Origin of the sequence: Nitrincola lacisaponensis (assembly GCF_000691225.1) — a bacterium.
Lineage (GTDB): Bacteria > Pseudomonadota > Gammaproteobacteria > Pseudomonadales > Balneatricaceae > Nitrincola > Nitrincola lacisaponensis.
Genome location: NZ_JMSZ01000032.1, coordinates 162,125 through 177,735, shown reverse-complemented (window position 1 = coordinate 177,735; position 15,611 = coordinate 162,125). Strand labels below are relative to the sequence as shown.

15 protein-coding genes are annotated in these 15,611 nt (G+C 50.3%); 13 read left to right on the top strand and 2 right to left on the bottom strand.

Features of this window, described 5'->3' with window-relative positions:
• Nucleotides 1-7: 7 nt before the first annotated feature.
• Complete coding sequence (locus ADINL_RS10855) at nucleotides 8-1,348, bottom strand: sigma-54 interaction domain-containing protein (protein ID WP_036547685.1); 1,341 nt, start codon at nucleotides 1,346-1,348, stop codon at nucleotides 8-10.
• A gap of 224 nt (nucleotides 1,349-1,572) precedes the next feature.
• Between ADINL_RS10855 and ADINL_RS10850 the strand changes: the two genes are divergently transcribed.
• The 6 genes from ADINL_RS10850 (at nucleotide 1,573) to ADINL_RS10825 (ending at nucleotide 7,693) form a co-directional block, all read left to right on the top strand.
• Nucleotides 1,573-3,168: a cytochrome ubiquinol oxidase subunit I gene (locus tag ADINL_RS10850; protein WP_036547683.1), complete on the top strand. Its 1,596-nt coding sequence runs from the start codon at nucleotides 1,573-1,575 to the stop codon at nucleotides 3,166-3,168.
• Nucleotides 3,169-3,190: 22 nt separating this feature from the next.
• Nucleotides 3,191-4,333: a cytochrome d ubiquinol oxidase subunit II gene (gene cydB, locus ADINL_RS10845; RefSeq protein WP_036547680.1), complete on the top strand. Its 1,143-nt coding sequence runs from the start codon at nucleotides 3,191-3,193 to the stop codon at nucleotides 4,331-4,333.
• 10 nt (nucleotides 4,334-4,343) lie between these two features.
• Nucleotides 4,344-4,445: a cytochrome bd-I oxidase subunit CydX gene (gene cydX / locus ADINL_RS16265; RefSeq protein ID WP_036547678.1), complete on the top strand. Its 102-nt coding sequence runs from the start codon at nucleotides 4,344-4,346 to the stop codon at nucleotides 4,443-4,445.
• A 301-nt stretch (nucleotides 4,446-4,746) separates the two neighbouring features.
• On the top strand, nucleotides 4,747-5,793 hold the full coding sequence (locus tag ADINL_RS10835) for a type 2 periplasmic-binding domain-containing protein (protein ID WP_036547676.1): 1,047 nt from the start codon (nucleotides 4,747-4,749) through the stop codon (nucleotides 5,791-5,793).
• A gap of 52 nt (nucleotides 5,794-5,845) precedes the next feature.
• A complete protein-coding gene (locus ADINL_RS10830) occupies nucleotides 5,846-6,361 on the top strand; it encodes a TRAP transporter small permease subunit (protein WP_051632734.1) in 516 nt (171 codons plus the stop codon).
• A 3-nt stretch (nucleotides 6,362-6,364) separates the two neighbouring features.
• A complete protein-coding gene (locus ADINL_RS10825; RefSeq protein ID WP_036547674.1) occupies nucleotides 6,365-7,693 on the top strand; it encodes a TRAP transporter large permease in 1,329 nt (442 codons plus the stop codon).
• A gap of 46 nt (nucleotides 7,694-7,739) precedes the next feature.
• Here ADINL_RS10825 and ADINL_RS10820 read toward each other — a convergent pair whose 3' ends face one another.
• A complete protein-coding gene (locus ADINL_RS10820) occupies nucleotides 7,740-9,308 on the bottom strand; it encodes an aldehyde dehydrogenase (NADP(+)) (protein WP_036547671.1) in 1,569 nt (522 codons plus the stop codon).
• A gap of 171 nt (nucleotides 9,309-9,479) precedes the next feature.
• On the opposite strand from ADINL_RS10820, the gene ADINL_RS10815 reads away from it, so the two are divergent.
• The 7 genes from ADINL_RS10815 (at nucleotide 9,480) to ADINL_RS10785 (ending at nucleotide 15,595) form a co-directional block, all read left to right on the top strand.
• Nucleotides 9,480-10,283 carry a transporter substrate-binding domain-containing protein gene (locus tag ADINL_RS10815; RefSeq protein ID WP_036547667.1) on the top strand — a complete coding sequence of 268 codons (804 nt, stop codon included), beginning with the start codon at nucleotides 9,480-9,482 and terminating at the stop codon, nucleotides 10,281-10,283.
• Between the two features lie 83 nt (nucleotides 10,284-10,366).
• On the top strand, nucleotides 10,367-11,047 hold the full coding sequence (locus ADINL_RS10810; RefSeq protein ID WP_036547664.1) for an amino acid ABC transporter permease: 681 nt from the start codon (nucleotides 10,367-10,369) through the stop codon (nucleotides 11,045-11,047).
• Nucleotides 11,047-11,697: an amino acid ABC transporter permease gene (locus tag ADINL_RS10805; RefSeq protein WP_036547661.1), complete on the top strand. Its 651-nt coding sequence runs from the start codon at nucleotides 11,047-11,049 to the stop codon at nucleotides 11,695-11,697. The genes ADINL_RS10810 and ADINL_RS10805 overlap by 1 nt, the downstream gene beginning before the upstream one ends.
• Complete coding sequence (locus ADINL_RS10800; protein ID WP_036547658.1) at nucleotides 11,694-12,416, top strand: amino acid ABC transporter ATP-binding protein; 723 nt, start codon at nucleotides 11,694-11,696, stop codon at nucleotides 12,414-12,416. The genes ADINL_RS10805 and ADINL_RS10800 overlap by 4 nt, the downstream gene beginning before the upstream one ends.
• Before the next feature lie 20 nt (nucleotides 12,417-12,436).
• Nucleotides 12,437-13,375: a dihydrodipicolinate synthase family protein gene (locus ADINL_RS10795; RefSeq protein ID WP_036547656.1), complete on the top strand. Its 939-nt coding sequence runs from the start codon at nucleotides 12,437-12,439 to the stop codon at nucleotides 13,373-13,375.
• Nucleotides 13,376-13,386: 11 nt separating this feature from the next.
• A complete protein-coding gene (locus tag ADINL_RS10790; protein ID WP_036547653.1) occupies nucleotides 13,387-14,322 on the top strand; it encodes a 4-hydroxyproline epimerase in 936 nt (311 codons plus the stop codon).
• A gap of 13 nt (nucleotides 14,323-14,335) precedes the next feature.
• Nucleotides 14,336-15,595 (top strand): NAD(P)/FAD-dependent oxidoreductase, encoded by a 1,260-nt coding sequence (locus ADINL_RS10785; protein ID WP_036547651.1) that lies wholly within the window; start codon nucleotides 14,336-14,338, stop codon nucleotides 15,593-15,595.
• Nucleotides 15,596-15,611: the final 16 nt, after the last annotated feature.

Sequence of the window (15,611 nt, the reverse complement as noted above, 5' to 3'; positions counted from 1 at the left end):
TCGATACCTACTTCAAGCGGCTGAGCTTGCGATACAGTGTTCGCTCGCTCACCCCCAACCGCTCCGCCAGTGAGCGGTTATCACCCTTGAATCGAGCCGAAAGGCGCTGCAGATAGTAGCGCTCCAGTTGATCCAGCGGAATCACTTCATCCACGGGAAAACCACTGTAAGGTGCAGGAGCCAGGACCGAATCCACATGCTGGCACTCGGGTGGCAAATGCTGCACACCGATACGACCATCATCCGTTAAGAGCATTCCCCGCTCGAGTATATTACGCAGCTCACGAATATTGCCCGGAAATGCATACTGGCGCAGCAGTCGTATGGCAGCTTCTGTCACACTAATACCTTCAGCACCCGGTATTCGCGCAAGCAGTGACTCTATCAGCAGTTCAAGATCTTCCGGGCGGTCTGCCAGTGACGGCAAGATAACCGGGAATGCCGATATACGATAATAGAGATCCTGCCGGAACAGCCCTTGAGCTACCTGCTGTTTCAGATCTCGATGTGTTGCACACACCAGCCGGAAGTCCGCATGCTGTGGTTCAATCCCCCCCACCGTTCGATAGGTTCCTGTTTCGATCAGACGCAAGAGTTTAACCTGCTGCGGTAGCGGTATTTCACCTATCTCATCCAGAAACAGGGTTCCACCACGAGCCGCTTCTATCAAACCTTTTTTACGCCCTACCGCTCCGGTAAATGCGCCACGTTCATGACCAAACAGCTCACTTTCGAACAAGGACTCTGTCAGACCGGAACACTCCACCGTCACAAACGGACCACGGGCACGTGAGCTGCCATCATGCACAGCCCGAGCTGCCAGCTCCTTACCGGTACCTGACTCACCCAACAACAGCACAGTAATATCCGAAGGTGCCGCACGGCGCAGTAACTCCAGCATACGACTGAAAGCTGGAGAGCGGCCCACCATACCATCGCCTTCGCCAGGTGTGGCGCGCGCTTCCTTGACCAGATGCATAATTTCGAGATAGCAGATCAACTCGCCCTCGGCATTGCGTACCGGGTTCATCTCGACATCCACATGCTCCTCACCTTCAGGAGTGTTATGCAGATGCAAAACCCGCTGACGCTGCCCCGTATCCAGGCAGCGCTTTAACGGGCAGGACTCACCCGCCTGATCACAGGGTACGTGATACCCATGCGACACCTCATAACAGGTGCGGCCCAATACGGCTTCGCCATCGCCATAGATCGCTGCATAGGCCTGGTTACACGCCAGAATGCGGTAGTCCAGCGAAAGGATGGTTGCCGGCTCTTTAATTACATCGAGTAATGCACTCAACTCCGGCAATGCAGGTTGTGAAGGGAGAAGGGTTATATCTGCCATTTTTATCTGCCAAGACTGTCATGTATGTCAGTTCATTATCCGCCTGATGTGACAATTTGTCACGTTTAACCTCAGTTAAATTAGGGTTAATCTGACGCCGAACTGCCCAAAATGGCATGTATTTCAAAAAATAATAAGCTCATAACCAAAATTGTTTTACTTGGCATGAATTCTGCCTGTTAACCACCAACCCTTATCAAATCAGTAGTATCAGAGGATTTCGTATGATCACTGAAGCGGTCGTAGACTTATCCCGTCTGCAATTCGCACTTACGGCGATGTACCACTTTCTGTTTGTTCCACTCACTATTGGTCTGGCATTTATGCTGGCCATTATGGAGTCGGTCTATGTCATGACCGGCAAGCAGATCTACAAAGACATGACCAAATTCTGGGGCAAGCTCTTTGGTATCAACTTTGCTTTAGGCGTCACAACCGGTCTTACCATGGAGTTTCAGTTTGGAACCAACTGGTCCTACTACTCCCACTATGTCGGTGATGTATTCGGCGCACCTCTGGCCATTGAAGGTCTGATGGCATTTTTCCTGGAGTCTACCTTTGTCGGCCTGTTCTTCTTTGGCTGGGACCGACTCAGCAAGGTCAAGCACCTGATGGTTACCTGGCTGGTTGCCCTGGGATCGAACTTTTCCGCACTCTGGATTCTGGTCGCCAATGGCTGGATGCAGCATCCGGTCGGCGCAGAATTCAACTATGAAACCATGCGCATGGAAATGACGAGCTTTGTAGACTTGGTGATGAACCCTGTTGCGCAGGTTAAATTTGTTCATACCGTTTCTGCAGGTTATGTCACAGCAGCGGTATTCGTATTAGCCGTCAGTTCTTACTACTTACTCAAAGGTCGTGACATCGCTTTTGCCAAACGCTCTTTTGCCGTCGCTTCAGCATTCGGTTTAGCGGCTTCCTTGTCTGTCATTTTGCTGGGTGACGAGTCAGGCTACGAACTGGGTGATGTACAAAAAACCAAACTTGCCGCGATTGAAGCAGAATGGGAAACTCATCCTGCACCAGCCGCCTTTACCCTGTTTGGCATTCCGAACAGTGAAGAGATGCGGACTGACTACGCCATTAGAATACCCTATGCGCTAGGCTTGGTTGCCACGCGCTCGACGACTGAAGAAGTCCGCGGTATCAAGGACCTGATCGCTGATCACGAAATACGTATCCGTAACGGTATGGATGCCTATGCTTTATTGCAAAAAATGAGATCGGGTGAAGCGACAGATACCGAACGTGCTGCTTTTGATGAGAAAAAAGCAGACTTAGGTTACGGCTTACTTCTACAGCGTTATACAGCCAACATTGTCGATGCGACTGAAGAGCAGATTCAAATGGCTGCTCGTGACACCATTCCCGCCGTAGGCCCTCTATTCTGGGCATTCCGGATCATGGTCGCAGCAGGCTTCTGGATGCTGGTTCTGTTTGCATTGAGCTTCTACTTTACCGCCAAACGTACCGCCTGGAAGAAACCCTGGTTGCTTAAAGCCGCGCTGTTTACCCTGCCGGTGCCCTGGATTGCTTCAGAAGCAGGTTGGTTTGTTGCCGAGTTTGGTCGTCAACCCTGGGCAGTAGGCGAAATACTCCCCACCTTCAACGCCGTGTCTGTCCTGACGGCGAACGAGATACTACTGAGTCTTTCACTCTTTATTATTTTCTACACGATTTTGATCATTATCGAAGTCTTCTTGATGCAGCACTTTATCCGTAAAGGCCCAAGCAGCCTACATACCGGTCGTTATCATTTCGAACAGGATGATGATCAAAACGACCCCGCACTAGCACCGCAAACGGTCAAAGTATGAGTCAGGCCAAGGAGTATTTGAAATGATCTTTGATTATGAAATGTTAAAACTGATCTGGTGGATTCTGATCGGAGTGTTACTGATCGGTTTTGCTGTCACCGACGGCTTCGACATGGGTGGTTTAGCCATCCTCCCACTGGTCGCAAAAACCGATGATGAAAGACGCGTGGTGATCAATACCATGGCACCCCACTGGGATGGTAACCAAGTGTGGTTCATCACCGCCGGTGGTGCTCTATTTGCCGCCTGGCCTCTGGTCTATGCCGCGGCTTTTTCCGGCCTCTACTGGGCAATGTTACTGGTATTATTTGCCATGTTTCTCCGTCCTGTTGGCTTTGACTACCGTTCAAAAATGCAGGATCAACGCTGGCGTGATGGCTGGGACTGGGCACTGGTTGTCGGTGGTGCCGTCCCTGCCCTGGTATTCGGAGTTGCGTTCGGAAACCTGCTGCAAGGCGTTCCCTTCCAGTATGACGAATTGATCCGCCCATCCTATCACGGCAGTTTCTTTGCACTGCTTAATCCCTTTGCCCTACTCTGCGGAATCGTCAGCTTATCCATGCTTTGCCTGCACGGTGCAACCTGGGTACAGATGAGAACCCATGAAGCGGTAGAAGCGCGATCACGCTTCTATGCCAGAATTTTTGCACTGGTCTGCTTCATCACCTTTGCCCTGGCGGGGCTGTGGCTGACTGTTGGAATCGAGGGATACCAAATTGTCGCCATGCCAGCAACAGATGCCGCATCCAATCCTGTGCTTAAAGAGGTCTTGAAAGCAGAAGGCGCTTGGTTAAGTAACTATGCCAACTACCCCTTAACCATGATTGCACCAGCACTGGGATTCTTGGGCCTAATCGGTGCCTACCTGTTTGCCAGCGCTAATAAAGCTGCCCTGGCTTTCTTGTTCAGTGGACTCGGTATCACTGGGATTATTCTGACAGCCGGCGTGTCGATGTTCCCGTTTGTGATGCCTTCCAGCTTGGTTCCCAACCACAGCTTAACCCTGTGGGATGCGGCTTCCAGCGCGAACACACTGATGGTCATGACTTGGGCGGCCATCATCTTTGTTCCCATTATTCTGGGCTACACCTTCTGGTGCTATCGCGCCCTCTGGAGCAAGATCGGTGTCAGCTTCATTAAAGAAAACAACCATTCACTCTATTGAGGAGATGACCATGTGGTATTTTTCATGGATTCTGGGCGTATTGCTCGCCTGTGCTTTCGGCATCATCAATGTGATGTGGCTGGAGGCCGAAGAAGAGTTTGATCAGGAGTAATGCTCACTCCCCCAAAGGCACCGAAAGGTGCCTTTTTTTATGCCAACAAAAAACATGAACCAAAAAACAAAGCATATTCATGTCGACAACAAGACGACATGTTGACTTATCCACAATCATGTATATAACATGTCGACATGGTGCCAGTTAAAGCACGTGACTGCTTGCACATGATTTCTCGGCAGTAACCTGAACTCAAGAGCACCATCAGCGATGGTAAGCGATGTATCAAATTTGAACATAAAAATTTAATGCAAATAAAAACAAAGTCTTAGACATAACTTAAAGTTAGGGGTGAAATATGAGTAAGAAAATCATTGCAGTGAGTCTTGCTTTATTGGCCATTATTGCCAACTCGGCAATGGCGGATCAGATCAAGTGGCGCATGCCCGCAGCGGTGCCAGAAGGATCATTTTTCTATGAAAACTTCATGGTCAGATTCTCAAAGAACGTCGAACTGCTTACCGGTGGACGATTGGAGATACAGCCTTTTGGCGCAGGTGTTGTCGTTCCAGCATTCGAAATTTACAGTGCAGTTGAAGATGGCATTATTGAGGCTGGCCATAGCACACCTACCTTTCTGATTAATAGAGATCCAGTAAATGCCATTTTTGCTGGATTTCCTGGTGGCATGGCTCCCGAAACAAAAGTGCATTGGATCTATGAGGGTGGTGGTTTGGAAATGCTCCAAGACTATCGACTCAAAAACATGGGGTTAAAAAGTTTAGTTGTTGGCATTGGAACAACCGAAGTCTTTGCACATAGCCATTCCGCCATACAAGAAGCCGAAAACCTGAAAGGCTTAAGGTACAGAACAGCAGGTCCTTGGGCTGAAATCCTGGGCAATTATTTCGATGGAGCTCCAACAGTCGTTCCACCTGGAGAAATATTTACGCTATTGCAACGCCGAGGAGTCGATGCCGTAGAGTGGGCGACACCAGGATCAAACCTGAGTGAAGGTTTCCACGAAATAGCCGAGTACCTGGCTGTTCCCGGTGTACACCAGCCCACTTTTCTGTGGGAAGTGGTTGTTAAAGAAGATACCTGGAACAAACTTCCGAATGAACTAAAACCCTTGGTTGAAGCCGCTGCAAAATTAACCACTATGGAAAGTTTAGTTCACTTCGGTCATAGCGATATTCTTTCTATGGACCAGTATGCAAACACAAACAAAGTGGTTGAGCTATCCCCTGAACTGATAGAGCAAGTCAGAAGTGCAGGCAGAGACTGGATTAACACAAAGATCAGTGACAATTCAACAGGAAGCGAAACTGCAGCAATTTTGGAAAGCTACCTGGAATATCAGGACCGCTGGGCAAGAAACTCTTTCTATCTTCTCCACGACTGAACCCTATAGAGGCCGCTGACTAAATAGTCAGCGGCATTTTGAGGATAGTGCAATGAAAATATTTATAAGGTTTGCCAACCTCTTGTCCATCTCTCTTGGATGGATCGCTCGACCGGTTCTCATCGCTTTAGTGATCAGCATGCTTTATGAAGTGTTTGTCCGATTTTTTCTGAATGCGCCAACTAAATGGGCATTTGACATATCATACATGTTAAATGGATCAATTTTCATATTAGGAGCAGGATATGCTCTTTATCATAATGATCATGTAAAAATTGATTTTCTATCTACAAAAATACCATCAAAAATAAAATGCTACATCGATATAGTGCTATATGGATTGATGTTATCTCCAGTCATAGCAGGGTTATCCTGGGTAGCTATTCAAAGAGCAATCAGAGCATTTGAACGCGGAGAGGTTGAGGCCGTAAGCCCTTGGGCTCCTCTGATGTGGCCTTTTTACAGCATTATAGCTATAGGATTATTAGTTCTATTTATACAATGCATTGCGGTGGTTGCCAGATGCTATTTAGATATCAATAAATCCAAAGATACTCTTCAGGAGTGAAAGATGGAAATCCTACCCTTTTTAATGTTTTTATTTTTATTTGGATTTATTCTGCTTGGCTTACCTGTGGCATTCAGCCTTACCTTAGTCGCAGCAGGCGCGGGTTATATTTTATTTCAAGATATGTTCTTGATGCAGCTCTACAGACAGGTCGTTAAGGTATCATCTGATTTCATTCTGGCCTCTATTCCACTGTTTATACTTATGGGCGCCATTCTTGAAAGAGCCGGAATTGCGATGCGCTTGTTCAACGCCTTTCAAACCTTAACGGCCAGATTACCTGGTGGTGTTGGTGTCGCCTCTCTGGCAATGTGTGGTGTATTTGCTGCAGCAACAGGCGTCGTCGGTGCTGTTGAGATTGTTGTGGGTATTATGGCGATACCTGCCATGCAAAAACTTAAGTATAACAACTCACTCATTGCCGGAACCGTGTGTGCCGGTGGATCGCTTGGAACAATCATCCCACCATCAGTGATCGCCATTGTATATGCCGCACTGGCACAGATGTCTGTAGGCCAACTGTTTGCGGCAGCAATGTTTCCCGGGCTTATCATGCTTGGACTTTTCATCTTGTACATTATGATTTATTCATATTTTCAGAGTAGTTCATCTAAAAATACAGACGCTCAGAAGACAGATACGGTACACAAAACCACATGGGAATTGATTAAGATAGTTTCTGTAGGCCTTCTTCCTGCAACCTTTCTTATCATTACAGTACTTGGCTCTCTCTTGGCAGGAATTGCATCACCCACTGAAGCTGCGGCTGTTGGTGTAGGTGGTGCATTTTTATTAATGTTTGCCTACGGAGAGTTCAGTATTAAAAAGCTAATAGATGCACTTGATACAACCATTCGTATAACAGCAATGATTATGCTGATCGTCGTAGCTGGAACCATGTTCACAGGTATTTTTATAGTTGCGGGTGGTGCCTCTATGGTAAGAGAGCTGGTCAGTTTTATGGGAGATGAAACCTGGCAAGTTATACTGGTGATGCTCGTTATAGTATTCATTATTGGCTTTGTGATGGACTGGATTTCAATTGTATTAATATGCGTGCCAATATTTATGCCAATTGTCCGAAGCTTTGGAATCGATCCTATCTGGTTTGCGGTCATGATGATGGTTGTGATTCAAACATCTTATCTAACACCGCCTATGGCTCCATCGATTTTTTACTTAAAATCGATTGCGCCAAAAGATATGACTTATGGGCAGATGTGCAGAGGTGTGATTCCTTTTGTCATCATTCAGTTTATCGTATTAATTATCGTAGCAGCCTTTCCACTGGTAGCGACCTGGTTACCAGGACAATTATCTGCAAAGTTTTAGTACTCAACCCATTAAAGGCACCGAAAGGTGCCTTTTTTCTGAGCATTTACTGCCAGATACCATCTACCAGACGTTTGTATTCGCCTGCTGTCTGCTGTTTAAGCTGAGGCGGCAACAACTGATCCGGGAAGTTCTGATAACAGACCGGCCGTAAAAAACGCTGAATGGCGGCGCTGCCTACCGATGTAGTACGCACATCAGAAGTCGCCGGATAAGGGCCACCATGCACCATGGCATGACAGACTTCAACACCGGTTGGCCAGCCATTCAATAAAATACGTCCGGCGCGTCGTTCCAGCACTGGCAAGAGTGTCTGCAGAACATCCTGATCCTGATCATCCAGATGCACAGTCAGGGTCAACTGCCCTTCCAGCTGTTCCAGCAGCCCCTGCATCTCCTCAAGGCTATCACATTCCACCAGCAAGGATACCGCTCCAAACACTTCATTATGCAACACTGGAGTATCCAGATAGTGTGCTGCCGTTGTGTGATACACAATGGCTTGGCACGTGTTGGGGGCTTCACTGTTGATGCCCTCGGCCAAACGATCAGCGACGCTATCAAAATGCTCTATACCCTGCTGATAAGCACGATGAATGGACCTGCTCAACATCACTTGCGGCACAACATCTGTAATCACCTGGGTCAATCTGGCTTTAAACTGATTCAGTGCTTCACCCTTGATAGCCAGCACCAGCCCCGGATTGGTACAAAACTGCCCGGCGCCCAGTGCAAGCGAAGCGATAAATCCTTCTGCAAGCGGACCAGACTGCTTTTGCAGGGCGTCAGGTAGCAACAGCACCGGGTTGATGCTGCTCATTTCGGCATATACCGGAATTGGCTGGGGCCTGGATTGCGCAATAGACAGCAGTGCCAAACCACCCTGTCGGGAGCCGGTAAATCCGACTGCCTGAATACATGGGTGGCTGACTAATGCCTGGCCCAGTTCATGAGTCGATGCAAACACCAGCGAAAATACCCCTTTCGGTATGTCACAGGCGACCAGCGCCCTGCAAATCGCCTCAGCAACCAGCTCTGACGTACCTGGATGTGCAGGATGTGCTTTGACCACTACAGGGCAACCGGCAGCCAACGCAGAAGCCGTGTCACCACCCGCGACACTGAATGCCAAGGGAAAGTTGCTGGCACCAAACACGGCAACCGGCCCGACACCGATCTGGCGCATACGAATATCGGCACGTGGCAACGGCTGCCTGTCCGGCATCGCAGTATCAATTCTAAGATCCTGGCTATTGCCTGAACGCAACAGTGATGCAAACAGCCGTAACTGTGTGCAGGTTCTTCCCCGCTCCCCCTCCAGACGCGCCTGAGGCAAACCTGTTTCCAGCATCGCGCGCTCGATCAAGGGACTGCCAATTGCTTCAATCTCTTCAGCGATACGCTCCAGAAACTCAGCCCGCGTTGACTCAGCAAGCTGGCGGTATTGATCAAAACACGCAAATGCCAATCGACAGGCGCGGTCAATTTCAGCCAGGCTCACATCACGGTATTCAGGCTGCAAAGGCTCTGCAGTTCTTGGGTTTTCACCTCTTATAGCGTCTCCCGTTCCCATCACCCTTTCACCGCCCACAATGGACATTCCGGTTAATGCCATACATCACCTCCACTTCATCAATTACATCGGATAAAAAGTCACAAAAAATTATCATGTCGACATGATGCCGACATGTTGACTTGAAATCAACCTTGTATATATTATGTCGACAAGTGTCCCAGAGCGCAGATTTATAAACGCGAAACACAACAACAATACGAGGACAAAACGATGCTTAAGAAACTCTTGGCTGCCTGTGCAGCAATTACGATCTCCACCAGCACGCTAGTGACGGCGGATACACTGGATGAAGTGGTCAATCGAGGCACATTACGCTGTGCAGTCGTACTCGACTTTCCACCAATCGGCTTCTGGAATGAACGCAATGAGCCTGCTGGTTTTGATGTTGAATACTGCAAGGACCTGGCGAACTCATTGAATGTAAAGGTTGAACTGATCCCGGCGACCTGGTCAGAGCGTTTGCCATTAATTGTTACCAGGCGTGCAGATGTAGTGATTGGTTCAACATCTGATTCACTTGAACGCGCTCAAACGGTTGGCTTTACCATTCCCTACGCGGTATTCGTCTCTCAAGCCATCGTGCATAAAGACAGCGGCATCGAAACCTTTGAGGATATGAAAGGCAAAACAGTCGCGGCTGGCCTGGGAACAGTTCAGGAACAGTGGTACGAAGCCTATGCCAATGAATGGGGCTCTGACTGGAAATACCAGGGCTACCAATCTGAAAATGAAGTGTTTCTGGCTGTTCAACAGGGTCGAGTCGCCGCTGGCATGACTGGAAATATTGTCGCCGGGCCCATCGCCAGACAATACAGCAACATTGAGTTGGGTCCCGTCCTGCCCTTTACTGCGGACTATGTGTCCATGGCAGCACCACGCAAGGATGTTTCCTGGTTGAACTATCTGAATCTGTTTATTCATCAGCAGGTACGTACGGGCCGCTATCAGGAGCTCTGGGAAGAGTTCGTCGGTGGTGAAGCGCCCGATCTTCGCACTCCCGGTGTGTATTACTAAGGCGCTCTGATGTGCTGGCAGGCAGCTGAACACTCAGTACCTGCCAGCAGAACCTGCCCTTCTATACAAAATGGGATCTGACTATGGATTATAACTTTCACTGGCAGCCAGTGTTCAGGCGTCTGCCGGAGTTGCTTCTTGCCGCTCTGGACACTCTCCAGGTGGCCGTTCTGGCAATTATTTTAGGCATTATTCTGGGGCTGCTGCTTGCCGTGCTTAAGATGAATGCAACCGGCAAGCTCAAGCCTCTCAACTGGTTTGCACGCAGCTGGATAGAGCTGGCACGTAATACACCGGTATTACTGCAACTGTTTTTCTTCGGATTTGGACTGGGCGCCCTGGGTCTGCATCTGTCTCCATTCATGATTGTACTGGCTGCACTGACATTCAATTGTGCTGGTTATCTGGCTGAAAATTTCAGAGGCGGATTGCAATCCATCCCTGAAACCCAGCTACGTGCAGCACGCAGTCTGGGCATGAGTGCGCCCAAGGCTTACTACTACATTCTGTTCCCCCAGGTACTGCGAAATGTCTGGCATCCACTGACCAATCAGATTGTCTGGGCAGTATTAATGAGTTCACTGGGCATGCTGGTGGGTTATCAGGAACTGGCAGGTTCCGCGCAATATTTTGCATCCAGAACCTATCGCATCTTTGAATATTTTGCAGTGGTCGCCGTGATCTATTACATCCTCGTCAAGCTGATCCTGGCGCTGTCCCGCCTGGTTGCCTGGCGCATTTTTCGCGGACAGGGAGGTGTGTGATGGAGATGTTTTCCGCATTACGACCCCAGGATCTCTGGTTTCTGGCTGAAGCCGCTGGAAAAACCCTGTGGATTTCCACACTCGCCATCAGCTCAGGCACCCTGCTCGGCATTCTGTTCGGCTGGGTACTGTCGGTCTCCGGGCGACTGGGTTCGATGACACTCGGAGCGGTACTGGATGTCTTTCGCTCCATCCCGCTCATCATCCAGCTGGTACTGTTTTATAACCTCTTTCCAATCATTGGAATACCGCTTGATCCCTTCACAGCCGGGACCATTGTGCTGTCCATTTACACCCTGTCTCTGGTCTCGAATGTGGTGCGTTCCGGGATTGAGTCGGTCAGTCAGGACTTGCGCAGAGCCTCAAGAAGCCTGGGCATGAGCTACTGGCAGGATATGCGCCATATCGTCTGGCCGGTGGGTTTGCGTGCTGTGTTTCCGGCCTGGGTCGGGGTTGCATTGAGTGTTCTGAAAGACTCTGCACTGGTATCCGTGCTCGGCTACGTGGAGCTGCTAAGAGCCTCCCAGATCCTGATCACCCGCACACAGGAGCCGCTCATTATCATGGCTATTGTCGGCCTGTTTTACTTTTTTCTTTCTTATCCGATCGCCCGTGCGGCTTCAATGGTTGAAAAACGGTGGCAACAATGATCGAAATCAAAAATCTTCACAAACAGTTTGGCAACCTGGAAGTACTGAAAGGCATAGATCTCACCGTGAATCGCGGAGAAGTCCTGTCCATCATCGGTGCATCCGGTTCAGGTAAATCAACCCTGCTGTATTGCATTAACGGACTGGAAAGCATTCAGGCGGGCGACATCACCATTGATGATATTCGCGTGCATGATCCCAAAACCGACCTGAACAAGCTCAGACAAAAGCTGGGGATGGTATTCCAGCAATGGAATAGTTTCCCGCATCTGACCGCTCTGGAAAACGTTGCGCTGGCTCCGCGTATTGTTAAAGGCAAAAGCAAGACAGAAGCCACTGAAAAAGCCATCGAGCAGTTACGGCATGTCGGGCTGGAAAGCAAAATCAACAGTTACCCATCAGCACTTTCCGGCGGCCAGCAGCAGCGCCTGGCAATTGCCCGCGCCCTGGCAATGGAGCCTGAAGTGATGCTGTTTGATGAAGCCACCTCAGCACTCGACCCGGAACTGGTCGGTGAAGTACTGGACACCATGCGCATGCTGGCGTCAGAAGGCATGACCATGATCTGTGTTACCCATGAAATGAGCTTTGCGCGTGACGTATCAGACCGCGTGGCCTATTTCCACCAGGGCATCATGGAAGAAATTGGCCCACCCGAACAACTCTTCAACAACCCGCAATCAGCACATACCCGAAACTTCCTGTCGAAGGTTCGCTAATCACTATAAGGAGTGATGTAATGGATACAAAAATTTATGACGGCTGCATTCCTGCACTCATGACCCCCTGCGATGCGTCAGGTAATCCTGATTTCGACGCACTGGTCAGAGTGGGTCAGGAACTGATCGCCAAAGGCATGTCAGGTGTTGTCTACTGTGGCTCAATGGGCGATTGGCCCTTGCTGACAGATGCTCAGCGTCAGGAAGGTGTCGCACGCCTGGTTCAGGGCGGTGTACCCGTCATTGTTGGCACGGGTGCAATCAATACCCAGAGTGCGGTTTCACATGCCGCGCATGCTGAAAAAGTAGGAGCCCAGGGCTTGATGGTCATCCCGCGCGTTCTGTCGCGTGGTACATCCAGCGCCGCCCAAAAAGCGCACTTCCAGGCTATTTTGAGTGCAGCTCCCCAGGTACCTGCTGTCATTTACAACAGCCCCTATTATGGCTTTGCAACACGTGCAGATCTGTTCTTCGAACTACGTGAGCAGCACCCTAACCTGATCGGCTTCAAAGAGTTCGGCGGCGAAAAGGACCTGACCTACGCAGCCGAGCATATCACCCATAAAGATGACCAGGTTTCACTCATGGTCGGTGTTGATACCACCGTATATCATGGATTTATCAATTGCGGCGCACGCGGAGCCATCACCGGTATCGGTAATGCACTACCCGATGAAGTGCTGCACCTGATCGCTCTGTGTAAAAAGGCAGCAGCAGGTGATGCCACCGCCCGACGTCTGGCCAAAGAGCTGGACAGTGCACTGCATGTTTTATCCTCCTTTGATGAAGGCGCAGATCTGGTACTCTACTACAAGCGCTTGATGGTACTGCAGGGCTACAGTGAATTTGAGCATCACTTCAACCCGTCCGACAAGCTCTCGGCAAGCCAGAACAAGCACCTGGAAAGCCAGTTGACCCTGTTCAAAAACTGGTACGCCGACTGGATCAAGCAACACTAGGAGAGAATAGGATGCGAGTGATTGACACACACACTGAAGGTGAACCCACACGCGTCATTCTGGAAGGCGGTCCGGATCTTGGACAGGGCAGCGTTGCGCAGCTTGCGCAACGGCTGGCCGAACAGCATCCGGACTTTTATACCGCCACGCTGCTGGAGCCGCGTGGTCATGATGCCATGGTGGGTGCCTTACTGGTACCCAACTCCAGAAGCGACTGCTGTACGGGTGTGATTTACTTCAATCCGGTGGGCAATCTCGGCATGTGTGGTCATGCCACGCTGGGAACAGTGGTTGCCCTGGCCCATCTGGGTCAGCTGCAACCGGGCACACACCGCTTTGAAACACCTGTCGGCGTAGTCGAGGTTGAATTGCACGATGCCAACACCGCATCCGTCAGAAACATTGAGAGCTATCGCTACCGTAAAAATGTTGCTGTAGAGGTACCGGATGTCGGCAATGTCACGGGTGACATTGCCTGGGGTGGTAACTGGTTCTTTTTGGTGAAGGACTCCCCGGTTCCACTTGAATTCGAACGTATCGATGACCTGACCCGTGTTGCACTGCGCATTAAAAATGCGTTGAAACAGCAGGGTATTACCGGTCAGGATGGCGCAGAGGTTGATCATGTTGAGCTGTTTGGCCCACCCCATCGGTCAGATACTGACAGCCGAAACTTTGTGCTCTGTCCGGGTGGTGCCTATGATCGCTCCCCCTGTGGCACCGGCTGTTCAGCCAAACTCGCCTGTCTGGCAGAAGATGGCCTGCTCAAGCCTGATACAACCTGGATTCAGGAAAGTATTATCAACAGCATCTATACCCTGAGTTATAAGACCGGCGATAAGGGTGGTGTTATCCCGACGATTACCGGCAGCGCTTATGTCACCGCGATCACAGAGCTGATTTTTCATGCGAAAGATCCCTACCGGTATGGTATAACCGCTGGATAAGCAAGGAGACAGCATGACAGAATCTGATGTCGATATTATCGTAATAGGTGCCGGTGTCATTGGACTGAGTTGCGCCCTGACCCTGCAGCGCGAAGGTTTCAAAGTGACCGTACTGGACCGCAAAGGTGTGGCCGCAGAAGCCAGTCAGGGCAATGCAGGCGCCTTCGCCTTTACGGAAATTGAGCCTCTGGCAACCCCGGGCATTATGCGCAAGGCACCCGGCTGGCTGCTTGACCCGCTGGGTCCGCTCTCACTGCCGCTGGGATATGCTTTCAAGTTTTCCCCCTGGATGCTGCGTTTCTGGCGCGCCAGCTGGCGTGATCGCTATGAACAGTCCATCAAGGCACAAACGGCCTTGATGCAGCTGTCCAAAGAGTCGCTGGAAGAACTGATCCGTTTTATGCAGGCGGAGGATATGATTCAGCGAGAGGGGCAACTGCAGCTCTATGAAGGTGAAGCGGAGTTTCAGGCCCACCGAAAGAGTCTGTTATTCAAACAGTCCCAGGGTATTGAAGTCCAGTTGCTCGAAGGACAGGCCGAGATTGCAGGTATTCAACCAGGTCTGGATGCGCGCTTTACCCATGCGGCCTTTACCCCGGCCTGGATGAATGTCTGTAATCCGGCTAGCTGGGTTGCACGGCTGGCACAACACTTTCAGGAAGCCGGAGGTGAAATAGCGCTGAGCAATGTCACCGCGATTCAGCCTGCCGCTGATAAGGTCACACTAATCACTGAGCACGGCCGCCGCACAGCGGGGAAAGTCATTCTTGCCTCAGGTGCCTGGTCAAAACCTCTGGCCCGGGGCCTCGGTGATCGTTTGCCGCTGGATACCGAACGTGGCTACAACACCACGCTGCCAGCAGGTGCCTTCGATGTTAAAACCCACATCACGTTTCCGGCACATGGCTTTGTGGTTTCCCGTATTGATGGCGGTGTTCGCGTGGGAGGTGCCGTAGAGTTTGGCGGTCTGCAACGCCCACCCAACTATAAACGGGCACAAACACTGCTCAACAAAGCCGTGGCTTTCCTGCCCGGTCTGGATACCCGCAACGGCACCCAGTGGATGGGTTTCAGACCTTCCATGCCGGACAGCCTTCCGGTTATCAGTTATGCCAGCCAGTCAGACCGGGTCGTCTACTGCTTCGGCCATGGCCATCTGGGGCTGACCCAGTCAGCCGGATCAGCACAACTGGTCAAGGATCTGGTGTTGAATCATACACCCTCGATCGACCCTGCACCCTACAGTGCAAAGCGGTTCAAGGGGCTCTTCTAATCAAGGCAGGATATTA